Raw genomic sequence first — 12032 nt, forward strand, 5'->3', positions numbered from 1 at the left:
GCAATGTCAGAGCTGACCCTCACGGTCATGCGGCTGGGTTTCCTGGCCGTCCTGTGGCTGTTCGTGATCGTGGCCGTGCAGGTCATCCGCAGCGACCTGTTCGGTACGCGCGTCACCCAGCGCGGCTCGCGCCGGGAGAGCGCCCGGCCACAGCAGGCCCAGCGCCAGCAGGCGCCCCCGCAGCAACGCCAGCAGTCCGCGGGCGGCCGCCAGCGCCGCAACGCGCCCACCAAGCTGGTCGTGACCGAGGGGACCCTCACCGGCACCACCGTCGCGCTCCAGTCCCAGACGATCACCCTGGGCCGGGCGCACGACAGCACGATCGTGCTGGACGACGACTACGCCTCCAGCCGGCATGCCAGGATCTACCCGGACCGGAACGGTCAGTGGATCGTCGAGGACCTGGGCTCCACCAACGGCACGTACCTCGACCGAACGCGGCTGACGACCCCGACGCCGATTCCGCTGGGTTCGCCGATCCGCATCGGCAAGACCGCCATCGAGCTGCGGAAGTAGTACGACAATGAGCGAGCGGAGCGAGCACGCAACGGCGGCCGTCACCCAGGGCCCCGGCGCGCTCCCGACCGGAGGGTGGGCAGTGTGGCTCGACACGACCGGCTGTACCCGGAGCCGACGGGCGAGGTGGGCATGAGTCTGTCACTGCGCTTCGCCGCCGGATCGCACAAGGGCATGATCCGGGAGGGCAACGAGGACTCCGGTTACGCCGGTCCGCGCCTGCTCGCCATCGCCGACGGCATGGGTGGCGCGGCCGCCGGCGAGGTCGCCTCCTCCGAGGCCATCTCCACCATCGTCGCCCTCGACGACGACATCCCCGGCTCCGACGTCCTCACCTCGCTCGGCGCCGCCGTCCAGCGCGCCAACGACCAGCTGCGCGCGATGGTCGAGGAGGACCCCCAGCTCGAAGGCATGGGGACCACCCTGACCGCGCTGCTGTGGACGGGCCAGCGGCTGGGACTCGTGCACGTGGGCGACTCGCGCGCCTATCTGCTGCGCGACGGCGTCCTCACACAGATCACGCAGGACCACACCTGGGTGCAGCGGCTCGTCGACGAGGGCCGCATCACCGAGGAAGAGGCCACCACCCACCCGCAGCGCTCCCTGCTGATGCGCGCGCTGGGCAGCGGCGACCACGTCGAGCCCGACCTCTCCATCCGCGAAGTCCGCGCCGGCGACCGCTACTTGATCTGTTCCGACGGCCTCTCCGGCGTCGTCTCCCACCAGACCCTCGAGGACACCCTCGCCAGCTACCAGGGCCCCCAGGAGACCGTCCAGGAGCTCATCCAGCTCGCGCTGCGCGGCGGCGGCCCCGACAACATCACCGTCATCATCGCCGACGTCCTCGACCTCGACACCGGCGACACTCTCGCCGGGCAGCTGCACGACACCCCGGTCGTGGTCGGCGCGGTCGCCGAGAACCAGCACCAGCTGCACGACAACGGCATCATGCAGACCCCCGCCGGCCGTGCCTCCGGACTCGGCCGCCAGGGCCACGGACAGGGCGGCGGCGAGTTCGGCCCGCCCGGCTCCGGCGACACCACCGGCTTCATCCCCACGGGCGGTTTCGGCGGCTACACGGATGACGACTTCGTCAAGCCACGGCGCGGCCGCAAATGGCTGAAGAGATCCCTCTACAGCGCGCTCACACTCGCCGTCATCGGCGGCGGCATGTACGGCGGCTGGCGCTGGACGCAGACGCAGTACTTCGTCGGCACCAAGGGCGAGCACGTCGCGCTGTACCGCGGCATCAGCCAGGACCTGGCCTGGGTTTCGCTGTCGAAGGTGGAGAAGGACCACCCCGAGATCGAACTCAAGTACCTGCCGCCGTACCAGCAGAAGCTGGTCGAGGCGACGATCGCCGAGGGCAGCCTGAAGACCGCGCAGAAGAAGATCGACGAGCTGGCCGTCCAGGCGTCCGCGTGCAAGAAGCAGGCCTCGGCCACCGCCACCGAGAGCGAGAAGAACTCCAAGACCGGCCAGGGCGAGGCCGGAGGCACCACGGGAACCACCCCGGCCTCCTTCGCGTCCAAGGCATCACCGAGTCCCTCGGCGACCTCGACCCCGAACCCGTCCACGTCCCCGACCGCTCCTACTCCCAGCCCCGGTCCCACCCTCTCGGAGGACGAGCAGAAGGTCGTCTCGCTGTGCGGTAAGCAGTAGGCGAGCCGTGAGAGGCCCTGTCACACGATGAGCAGTTCTACCAACACGTCGACGCACCAGACGTCCACGATCGGCTCGATCGGCACGCCGAGCCGGCGCAACACCGAGCTCGCGCTTCTGGTGTTCGCCGTCGCCATCCCGGTCTTCGCCTACGCCAACGTGGGCCTCGCCATCAACGACCAGGTGCCCGCCGGCCTGCTGAGCTACGGCCTCGGCCTCGGCCTCCTGGCCGGCGTCGCCCATATCGTCGTACGCAAGTTCGCCCCATACGCGGACCCGCTGCTGCTGCCGCTGGCCACGCTGCTGAACGGACTCGGGCTCGTCGTCATCTGGCGGCTCGACCAGTCCAAGCTGCTGCAGCAGATCGGGCAGGCAGGCTCGGCCGCGCCGCGGCAGCTGATGTACACGGCACTGGGCGTCGCCCTGTTCATCGTGGTGCTGATCTTCCTCAAGGACCACCGCGTCCTGCAGCGCTACACCTACATCTCGATGGTCGGCGCGCTGTTCCTGCTGCTCCTGCCGCTCGTCCCGGGCCTCGGCAAGAACCTGTACGGTGCCAAGATCTGGATCTCGGTCGCCGGATTCTCCATTCAGCCCGGTGAGTTCGCGAAGATCGTGCTGGCGGTGTTCTTCGCCGGCTATCTGATGGTGAAGCGCGACGCCCTCGCCTTGGCCAGCCGCCGCTTCATCGGCCTGTACCTGCCGCGCGGCCGTGACCTGGGCCCGATCATCGTCGTCTGGATGATCTCGATCCTGATCCTGGTCTTCGAGACCGACCTCGGAACGTCGCTGCTGTTCTTCGGCATGTTCGTCATCATGCTGTACGTCGCCACCGAACGAACCAGCTGGATCGTCTTCGGTCTGCTGATGTCCGCGGTCGGCGCCGTCGGCGTGGCCAGCTTCGAACCGCACGTCCAGCAGCGTGTCCAGGCCTGGCTCGACCCGATGAAGGAGTACACGCTCTCCCGGCAGGGCGTCGGCGGCCACTCCGAGCAGGCCATGCAGGCACTGTGGGCGTTCGGCTCCGGCGGGACCCTCGGCACCGGCCTCGGCCAGGGCCACTCCGAGCTCATCCGGTTCGCCGCCAACTCCGACTTCATCCTCGCCACCTTCGGCGAGGAACTGGGCCTCGCGGGCATCATGGCCATCCTGCTGATCTACGGCCTGCTCGTGGAGCGCGGCGTGCGCACCGCCCTCGCCGCCCGCGACCCGTTCGGCAAACTGCTCGCCATCGGCCTCTCCGGCGCCTTCGCCCTGCAGGTGTTCGTCGTCGCCGGCGGTGTCATGGGCCTCATCCCGCTGACCGGCATGACGATGCCCTTCCTGGCGTCCGGAGGTTCCTCCGTCATCGCCAACTGGGCCCTGGTCGGCATCCTGATCAGAATCAGCGACACCGCACGCCGTCCGGCGCCCGCCCCCGCCACCAACCCCGACGCCGAGATGACCCAGGTGGTCCGCCCGTCATGAACAAGCCCCTGCGCCGGATCGCGATCTTCTGCGGCCTCCTGGTCCTCACCCTGCTCATCCGCGACAACTGGCTTCAGTACGTCAAGGCCGACTCCCTGGCCGACGACAAGAACAACCGCCGCGTGGCCATCGCCCGTTATGCCACCCCGCGCGGCGACATCATCGTCGACGGCAAGGCGATCACCGGGCACGTGGAGTCGAAGTCGGGCGACTTCAAGTACAAGCGCACTTACACGGACGGCGCCATGTGGGCGCCCGTCACCGGCTTCGTCTCGCAGGTCTACGGCGCCAACCAGCTGGAGTCCATCGAGGACGGCATCCTCACCGGCAACGACGACCGGCTCTTCTTCCGCAACACCCTCGACATGATCACGGGCAAGCAGCGGGAGGGCGGCAACGTCGTCACCACGCTCAGCGCCGCCGCGCAGAAGGCCGCGTACAACGGCCTGAAGAAGCAGGGCGGCAAGGGCGCCGTCGTCGCCCTCGAGCCCTCCACCGGCAAGATCCTCGCGCTGGCCTCCTACCCGTCGTACGACCCCTCGAAGATCGCCGGCGACGACGACGCGGACGCCGAGGCCTGGACGAGCCTGCAGAAGAAGAACAACAAGAACGACCCGATGCTCAACCGGGCGCTGCGCGACGCCTACCCGCCCGGCTCCACCTTCAAGGTGGTCACCGCGGCCGCCGCGCTGGAGAACGGCCTGTACGACTCCGCGGACGAGAAGACGAACTCGCCGCTGCCGTACAACCTTCCGACCACGAAGACCGAGCTGAAGAACGAGGGCAACATCCCCTGCGAGAACGCCACCATGCGTGAGGCGCTGCGGGTGTCCTGCAACACCGTCTTCGGCAAGATCGGCGCCGACCTCGGCAGGGACAAGATGCTCGAGGAGGCCAAGAAATTCGGCTTCAACGAGGAGCAGTTCACGCCGGTCCGCTCCACCAAGTCCAACTTCCCCGAGACCATGGACCAGCCGCAGACCGCGCTGAGCTCCATCGGCCAGTTCGAGACGGCGGCGACCCCGCTGCAGATGGCCATGGTCGCCTCCGCCGTCGCCAACGACGGCAAGCTGATGAAGCCGTACATGGTCGACGAGCTGCAGGCGCCGAACCTGGACCCGATCGCCAAGACCGACCCGGAGCAGATGAGCGAGCCCCTGTCGGCGAAGAACGCGCAGATCCTGCAGTCGATGATGGAGACGGTCGTCCAGCAGGGCACCGGCCAGAAGGCTCAGATCGGCGGCGGCGTGACGGTGGGCGGCAAGACCGGTACCGCCCAGCACGGCCTCAACAACAGCGAGAACCCGTACGCGTGGTTCATCTCGTACGCCAAGCTCAGCGACGGCAGCTCGCCGGTCGCGGTGGCCGTGGTGATCGAGGACGAGAACGCCAACCGCGACGACATCTCCGGCGGCGGCCTCGCGGCGCCGATCGCGAAGAGCGTGATGGAGGCGGTCATCAACAAGAAGTGACCCCGCTCACGTCCCCTTCACATCGGTGCACGTTGCGATACCGGTCCTGTATCGGGTGACGGGCTTGGCCAGGTCACACAACGCGATCCGGGTACCGTATGCCCGGACGGCAGCCTCCGCCGGCACACACGTGCCGGTCGGGACCGACGGAGAGGGCTGGTAGGAAGCTATGGAAGAGCCGCGTCGCCTCGGCGGCCGGTACGAGCTGGGCCAGGTGCTCGGCCGTGGTGGCATGGCGGAGGTCTACCTCGCGCACGACACGCGCCTCGGCCGCACCGTGGCGGTGAAGACGCTGCGCGCGGACCTCGCGCGCGACCCGTCCTTCCAGGCCCGGTTCCGCCGGGAGGCCCAGTCGGCCGCCTCGCTCAACCATCCCGCGATCGTCGCGGTCTACGACACGGGCGAGGACTACATCGACGGGGTCTCGATCCCGTACATCGTCATGGAGTACGTCGACGGCTCCACGCTCCGTGAGCTCCTTCACAGCGGCCGCAAGCTGCTGCCGGAGCGCGCCATGGAGATGACCATCGGCATCCTCCAGGCCCTGGAGTACTCGCACCGCAACGGCATCGTGCACCGCGACATCAAGCCGGCAAACGTCATGCTGACGCGCAACGGCCAGGTCAAGGTGATGGACTTCGGCATCGCCCGTGCGATGGGCGACTCCGGCATGACGATGACGCAGACGTCCGCGGTCATCGGCACCGCCCAGTACCTCTCGCCCGAGCAGGCCAAGGGCGAGCAGGTGGATGCCCGCTCCGACCTGTACTCGACGGGCTGCCTGCTGTACGAGCTCCTGACCGTCCGCCCGCCCTTCGTGGGCGACTCCCCGGTCGCGGTGGCCTACCAGCACGTACGGGAGGAACCGCAGTCCCCGAGCGTCTTCGACCCCGAGATCACGCCGGAGATGGACGCCATCGTCCTGAAGGCGCTGGTCAAGGACCCGAACTACCGCTACCAGTCCGCCGACGAGATGCGCGTCGACATCGAGGCCTGCCTCGACGGCCAGCCGGTCGCGGCGACGGCTGCGATGGGCTCCGTGGGCTACGGCGGCTACCCGGACGACCAGCCGACGACGGCCCTGCGCGCCGACCCGGGCGCGGGTGCCACGACGATGCTGCCGCCCATGAACCCGGACGACGGCGGCTACGGCTACGACGACCGGCCCGACCGACGCCGCCAGAAGAAGTCGAACACCTCGACGATCCTGCTGGTGGTGGCCGCGGTCCTGGTGCTCGTGGGCGCGATCCTGATCGGGAAGTGGGCGTTCGGCGGGGGCGGGGTCGGCAACGACAAGGTCGCGGTCCCGAACTTCGTGGGACAGACCCTCGACGACGCCAAGAAGCTGGCCGTCAACGCAGAGCTGCAGGTCACCACCACACAGAAGGCCTGCGAGGACCAGCCGAAGGGCAACGTCTGCGATCAGGACCCGAAGTTGGGCACCGAGGTCGAGAAGGGCTCCACCGTCACGCTGACGGTGTCCACCGGGGCACCGAAGGTCGCGGTGCCGAGCGTCGTGGGCGACAGCCTCGAGGACGCCAAGGCGACCCTGGAGGGCGACAAGTACCAGTTCGTCGTCAAGACGAAGGAAAAGGAGTCCGGGGAAGAACCCGGAACCGTCCTGGAGCAGGATCCGGCCCTCGGCGAGGAGGTCGAGAAGGGCTCCACCATCACCCTCACCGTCGCCAAGGCCGAGGCGAAGTCCACGGTCCCCGATGTCGTCGGCAAGTCCTGTGACGAGGCCAAGGCGCAGATGCAGGCCAACAACCTGAACGGCAACTGCGTCGAGGTCGACACCCAGGACCCGAACCTGGTCGGCAAGGTCGTCTCGACCACCCCGCAGGCGAACAGCCAGCTCGACAAGGGCTCCACGGTCCAGATCCAGATCGGCCGGCAGGCCCAGAACCAGGCCCAGGTCCCGAGCGTCGTCGGCCAGACGGTGAAGAACGCCAGGCAGATCCTGAAGCAGAACGGCTTCAACAACATCCAGTTCGCGAACGGTAGCTCGCAGGACGACAACGCCCTCGTGAGCAATCAGGATCCCGGCGGCGGTACCCAGGCCGACCCGAACAGCACCACGATCACGCTCACGACGGTCAGTTTCGGCGGCGACAACGGAGGCAACAACAACGGCGGCGTCTTCGGCTGACCCGACGGCGGCCCGCACGCACGCAGGAGTGACCCGCCCCGCTCACGACAAGAGCCCCGGCCCCTCGAAAGGGGGCCGGGCTCGGTCGTGAAGCGGCTGCGGTCAGCGCAGTTCCCTCGGCGGCGTCCGCTTGCTGTCCACCCTCTGCACGCGCTCCAGCTCGCCCCACACGATGTAGCGGTAGCGGCTCGTGTAGACCGGCGTGCACGTCGTGAGGGTGATGTAGCGGCCCGCCTTCTTCTTGCCGGACTCCTCCGGGACGGCGCTCAGTACGTCGACGTTGTACTTCGAGGTCTCCGGGAGGATCGCGTAGACCTTGTAGACGTACCAGTTGTCCCTCGTCTCGAAGACGATCGGGTCGCCCTTCTTCAGCTTGTCGATGTTGTGGAACTTCGCGCCGTGGCCGTCGCGGTGCGCGGCCAGGGTGAAGTTGCCGTTCTTGCCCGACATCGGGAGTGTCGCCTCGACCGGGTCCATGTAGTAGCCGGCGACCCCGTCGTTCAGGATCTCCGTCTCCGTGCCCTTCTCGACCAGGACCTCGCCGTTGTTCATCGCGGGGACATGGAGGAAGCCGATGCCGTTCTTGGTGTCCAGCGCGCCCGGGCCGGTGTCCTCCTGGGCCCAGCCGTCGCGGACCCGGTCGCTCTGCTTGTTCGCCTCACGGTCGGCGATGACGTTCGTCCACCAGAGTGAGTAGACGACGAACAGGCCGAGTACCAGGCCCGCCGTGATGAGGAGTTCACCGAAGACGCTGACTGCCGTCGCGAGCCCCCCGCCCCGGCGCCGCGGCGGGGGCGGGGACGCGGACGCGTCGATGTGCTCTGCGGTGCCGTCGGTGGTCGCTGACACTGTTCATCTGCCCTTACTCGACGAGCGCATCCGGCTTCCCCTTGCTGCGCGGCCGTTCCTCGACCATCTTGCCCCAGACGATCAACCGGTACTTGCTGGTGAACTCCGGCGTGCACGTCGTAAGAGTGATGTAGCGGCCCGGACCGGTGAAACCTGAGCCCGGTGGGACGGGATCGAGGACGCTCGTGTTGCTCGGCGGCGTCACCGGCAGCATCGACATCATTTTGTACACGTAGTACTTGTCCTGCGTCTCGACGACGATCGCGTCGCCCGTCTGCAGCTTGTTGATGTACCGGAACGGCTCACCGTGCGTGTTGCGGTGGCCCGCCAGCCCGAAGTTGCCGGTCTTGGCCTCGGGCATCGCCGTCTTCAGCGCGCCCTCGCCGTAGTGCCCGACCATGCCCTTGTCGAGGACCTTCTTGTTGCTGACGCCCTCCGCGATCGGCACGACCACGTCCAGCTTGGGGATGTGCAGGATGGCGAAGCCCTGCCCCGGCTCGAAGACCCCCGGTGCGCGCTTGCCGTTCGCCCAGTCGTCCTGGAGCTTGTTCTCCACGCTGCCGGCCTGCGCGTGCGCGCGCACGTTCGTCCACCACAGCTGGTAGGTGACGAACAGCAGCATCAGCACGCCGGTCGTGATGAACACCTCGCCGATCGCCCGGCTCGCCACGACGGCCGCGCCCGGCTTACGGGCCCGCGCCTGCCGCCGGGCCTCGACACGCGAGAGGGGAGCCTGAGCGGAGGATTCCGCGGATCCGGCGGGCTCCTCCTTCGGCGCGCCGCCATGACGCCCGTGGCGGCGCTTGGCGGCCTTTCTGCGGGCCGCACGTCCACCGGGTGGGGTTCCAGTGGCGGAAGATGCAGATGAGGCCGCAGAAGGGGACGCAGCCCCGCCCCCGGCCATCCGCTCCGGCGGCTCGGGCAGCCGAAGCGCCACCGTCTCCTCGTCGATGGGGGTCGGCCGGTACGGCGGTGAGGCGTCGTAGGACTCGTACGACTCGTACGACTCGTACGGCACGCCGTCGCCGTACGACTCCCCGAAAGCACCGGAAGCCCCGTACGCCTGGTCGTCGTACGAGGCACCGGACTCGCGCTCGGGGCGCAGCGCTGTCACGCCGTGGCCCTGCCCACCACCGGGGCCAACCCCGCCGACCTCGCCACCGCACCCTCGTCGCCGCACTCCACCAGCCAGTTGGCCAGCATCCGGTGCCCGTGCTCGGTGAGCACCGACTCGGGGTGGAACTGCACGCCCTCGACCGGCAGTTCACGGTGCCTGAGGCCCATGATGATGCCGTCGTGCGTGCGGGCCGTGACCTCCAGCTCGGCCGGCACGGTCGCCGGCTCGGCCGCCAGGGAGTGGTAGCGGGTGGCCGTGAAGGGAGAGGGCAGCCCGGCGAAGACGCCCCTGCCCTCGTGCTCGACCAGCGAGGTCTTGCCGTGCAGCAGCTCCGGCGCCCGGTCCACCACACCGCCGTACGCCACCTGCATCGACTGCATGCCCAGGCAGACCCCGAACACCGGCACCCCGGTCGTCGCGCAGTGCCGCACCATCTCGATGCAGACCCCGGCCTCCTCCGGTGTGCCCGGACCCGGCGACAGCAGCACGCCGGCGAAACCGTCCTGAGCGTGCGCCGTCGACACCTCGTCGTTGCGCAGCACCTCGCACTCGGCGCCCAGCTGGTACAGGTACTGGACCAGGTTGAAGACGAAGCTGTCGTAGTTGTCGACGACGAGGATGCGCGCGCTCACTGGTTGTCCACCGTCACATCGTTGAAGGGAAGCAGCGGTTCGGCCCACGGGAAGACGTACTGGAACAGGACGTAGACCGCGGCCACGACCAGCACGAGTGAGATCGACGCCTTCACCCACACGTTTCCCGGCAGATGCCGCCAGATCCAGCCGTACATGCCGTCCCTTTCTTAGAACCACGGCACCGGACACACGCCGTACCGCACCAGACTAACGGCGCAGCGCCTCGGGTTTACCTGCCTCCACGGGCTGTGTGGAGTCCAGATGCGCCCAGACGATCAGCCGGTGGCTGTGCCCCCACTCCGGATCGCACGTGGTCAGTGTCAGATAACGGCCTGTACGCGTGTACCCCGACTTACGTGGCACAGGGTCGATCACCTCAACGTCCGTGGGCACGGTTTTGTAGGGCCCTTTGTCGATCCGATACGTGAACCAGGTCGTGCCGTCCGTCAATACGACCGCGTCCCCCCGCCGCAGCCTGGGGAAGTCCTTGAACGGATCACCGTAGGTGCGCCGGTGCCCGGCGACCGAGAAGTTGCCGCTCTGGCCCAGCTGCGCCGTGTTCGCGTAGTGGCCCAGCCCCTTCTTCAGCGTGTCGGTGGCGGTGCCCTCGAGGACGGGCTTGTTCCACGTGAAACCAAGACGCGGGATGTACATGATCGCGAAGGGCCTGCCGCTACTGTACGGAGCCGGCCTCTCGGGGCTCGCGGTGGTGCCCGGGGCACCGGCCGACGGCGCCGGCTGCACGGTCCCCTTCGACCACTGGTCCTGTAACTGGTCGATCTGGTCGTCCATGACGTGGTCCGCCTTCACGCCGGTCCAGAACAGCACGTAGACCACGAAGAGGACGATGACGGCGCCGACGGTGATGCACAGTTCGCTGACGGTCCTGACGATCACGCGCACCGGCGGCTCCTGAAAGCACTCGTCGAAGAACCACTACGGCGGGACCGCTACTCCACGGGCTTCGCGTAGTGCAGATCCACTGTGCCCGAGTAGCCGGGCAGAGTCACCGTCCCGTCCTCGGTGACTTTCCAGCCGAGCCCGTAGACATTCACGTACACCATGTAGTTCTGGATCGCCGGCGAGTCCGAGAGAGCCTTCTCCAGCTTCTCCGGGTCGCCGACCGCCGTGATCCTGTAGGGCGGCGAGTAGACGCGGCCCTGCAGGATCAGCGTGTTGCCGACGCAGCGCACCGCGCTGGTGGAGATCAGCCGCTGGTCCATCACCTTGATGCCCTTGGCACCGCCCTGCCACAGCGCGTTCACCACGGCCTGCAGGTCCTGCTGGTGGATGACCAGGTAGTCGGGCTGTGGCTCGGGGTAGCCGGGTAGCTTGGCGGTCGCGTTCGGCGGGGCGTCGTTGAGGGTCACCGTGATCGCCTTGCCCGAGAGCTTCTGTGTGCCCGCGCTCTTCTCCAGCCGCGCCAGCTTCTCGTCCTCGGCCGACGTACTGCCGTCGTCGCCCTCGGCCAGCGCGTCGACGTCGTCGCGCAGGGCGGCGTTGGCCTCGTCCAGTTCGCCGTTCTTGCGGCTGCGTTCCTGAATGAGGTCGGAAAGCTTGAGAAGGGACGCGTCCGTACGGATATTGGTGCCCTTGGCCGTGTTGAAACTGGTGAAGAAAATGAGCCCGGCGAGAGCGAAGACGCCCACCGTGAGCACCCGCACGGGCCGGAAACGGCGATCCCGGGCAGGACTGGATCCCGTCCCGGGGGAGTCGGCAGAATTGCTCAACGTACCCTTATCTCCTTCGGCGCCGCGGAAGCACTACGCTAACGGACGCCCGGGGGAGCACTAAGTGTCCCCTTGTACGCTGCCCCGAGCCCGACCCAGTTCCCTGCGCGGCCACGCAGCGCATCGACAGGAGAGACCCTCGTGCCGAAGTCACGTATCCGCAAGAAGGCCGACTACACGCCGCCGCCGGCGAAGCAGGCGACCAACATCAAGCTGCACAGCCGCGCCTGGGTCGCGCCCGTCATGCTGGCCATGTTCGTCATCGGGCTCGCCTGGATCGTCGTGTTCTACGTCACTGACGGCTCGCTGCCCATCGACAAGCTCGACAACTGGAACATCGTGGTCGGCTTCGGCTTCATCGCGGCCGGATTCGGTGTCTCCACGCAGTGGAAGTAGCGGCCACCAGGCAGTGAACACAGCTCTGCCCAGGGCTAT

Annotated in this window: 12 protein-coding genes; 6 read left to right on the forward strand and 6 right to left on the reverse strand. The window is 68.0% G+C overall.

Annotation, left to right across the window (positions count from 1 at the left end; all coding sequences use genetic code 11):
• Nucleotides 1–3: 3 nt before the first annotated feature.
• From ABZO29_RS22305 to pknB, 5 genes are all read left to right on the forward strand, one after another.
• The gene (locus ABZO29_RS22305; protein WP_367321956.1) at nt 4–516 is read left to right on the forward strand and encodes an FHA domain-containing protein; all 513 of its coding nucleotides are present in this window, start codon (nt 4–6) and stop codon (nt 514–516) included.
• Between the two features lie 84 nt (nt 517–600).
• Nucleotides 601–2178 carry a Stp1/IreP family PP2C-type Ser/Thr phosphatase gene (locus ABZO29_RS22310; protein ID WP_367321957.1) on the forward strand — a complete coding sequence of 526 codons (1578 nt, stop codon included), beginning with the start codon at nt 601–603 and terminating at the stop codon, nt 2176–2178.
• A gap of 27 nt (nt 2179–2205) precedes the next feature.
• On the forward strand, nt 2206–3645 hold the full coding sequence (locus tag ABZO29_RS22315; RefSeq protein WP_367321958.1) for an FtsW/RodA/SpoVE family cell cycle protein: 1440 nt from the start codon (nt 2206–2208) through the stop codon (nt 3643–3645).
• Nucleotides 3642–5117, forward strand: coding sequence for a penicillin-binding transpeptidase domain-containing protein (locus ABZO29_RS22320; RefSeq protein WP_367321959.1), 1476 nt, complete (start codon nt 3642–3644; stop codon nt 5115–5117). Before ABZO29_RS22315 ends, ABZO29_RS22320 begins: the two co-directional genes overlap by 4 nt.
• A 169-nt stretch (nt 5118–5286) precedes the next feature.
• Nucleotides 5287–7266 carry a Stk1 family PASTA domain-containing Ser/Thr kinase gene (gene pknB, locus ABZO29_RS22325; protein WP_367321960.1) on the forward strand — a complete coding sequence of 660 codons (1980 nt, stop codon included), beginning with the start codon at nt 5287–5289 and terminating at the stop codon, nt 7264–7266.
• Nucleotides 7267–7368: 102 nt separating this feature from the next.
• Here pknB and ABZO29_RS22330 read toward each other — a convergent pair whose 3' ends face one another.
• The 6 genes from ABZO29_RS22330 to ABZO29_RS22355 are packed head-to-tail and all read right to left on the reverse strand — an operon-like array spanning nt 7369 to nt 11597.
• Entirely contained in the window at nt 7369–8115 is a 747-nt protein-coding gene (locus tag ABZO29_RS22330) for a class E sortase (protein WP_367321961.1), read from the reverse strand.
• Nucleotides 8116–8128: 13 nt separating this feature from the next.
• Nucleotides 8129–9229, reverse strand: coding sequence for a class E sortase (locus ABZO29_RS22335; RefSeq protein WP_367321962.1), 1101 nt, complete (start codon nt 9227–9229; stop codon nt 8129–8131).
• Nucleotides 9226–9864 (reverse strand): aminodeoxychorismate/anthranilate synthase component II, encoded by a 639-nt coding sequence (locus tag ABZO29_RS22340; protein ID WP_367321963.1) that lies wholly within the window; start codon nt 9862–9864, stop codon nt 9226–9228. The genes ABZO29_RS22335 and ABZO29_RS22340 overlap by 4 nt, the downstream gene beginning before the upstream one ends.
• Nucleotides 9861–10022, reverse strand: a complete 162-nt coding sequence (locus ABZO29_RS22345) for a hypothetical protein (RefSeq protein WP_367321964.1) — start codon at nt 10020–10022, stop codon at nt 9861–9863. Before ABZO29_RS22345 ends, ABZO29_RS22340 begins: the two co-directional genes overlap by 4 nt.
• A 52-nt stretch (nt 10023–10074) precedes the next feature.
• Complete coding sequence (locus ABZO29_RS22350; RefSeq protein WP_367321965.1) at nt 10075–10770, reverse strand: class E sortase; 696 nt, start codon at nt 10768–10770, stop codon at nt 10075–10077.
• Between the two features lie 47 nt (nt 10771–10817).
• Nucleotides 10818–11597 (reverse strand): DUF881 domain-containing protein, encoded by a 780-nt coding sequence (locus tag ABZO29_RS22355; RefSeq protein WP_367321966.1) that lies wholly within the window; start codon nt 11595–11597, stop codon nt 10818–10820.
• Nucleotides 11598–11738: 141 nt separating this feature from the next.
• On the opposite strand from ABZO29_RS22355, the gene crgA reads away from it, so the two are divergent.
• Nucleotides 11739–11993, forward strand: coding sequence for a cell division protein CrgA (gene crgA, locus ABZO29_RS22360; RefSeq protein ID WP_367321967.1), 255 nt, complete (start codon nt 11739–11741; stop codon nt 11991–11993).
• Nucleotides 11994–12032: the final 39 nt, after the last annotated feature.

Origin of the sequence: Streptomyces sp. HUAS ZL42 (genome assembly GCF_040782645.1) — a bacterium.
GTDB lineage: Bacteria > Actinomycetota > Actinomycetes > Streptomycetales > Streptomycetaceae > Streptomyces.

Excerpts from the sequence above, each read along its gene's own strand:
- ABZO29_RS22305 (WP_367321956.1), top strand. The coding sequence starts at position 4 with ATGTCAGAGCTGACCCTCACGGTCATGCGGCTGGGTTTCCTGGCCGTC.
- pknB (WP_367321960.1), top strand. The coding sequence starts at position 5,287 with ATGGAAGAGCCGCGTCGCCTCGGCGGCCGGTACGAGCTGGGCCAGGTG.
- ABZO29_RS22320 (WP_367321959.1), top strand. The coding sequence starts at position 3,642 with ATGAACAAGCCCCTGCGCCGGATCGCGATCTTCTGCGGCCTCCTGGTC.
- ABZO29_RS22345 (WP_367321964.1), bottom strand. The coding sequence starts at position 10,022 with ATGTACGGCTGGATCTGGCGGCATCTGCCGGGAAACGTGTGGGTGAAG.
- ABZO29_RS22315 (WP_367321958.1), top strand. The coding sequence starts at position 2,206 with ATGAGCAGTTCTACCAACACGTCGACGCACCAGACGTCCACGATCGGC.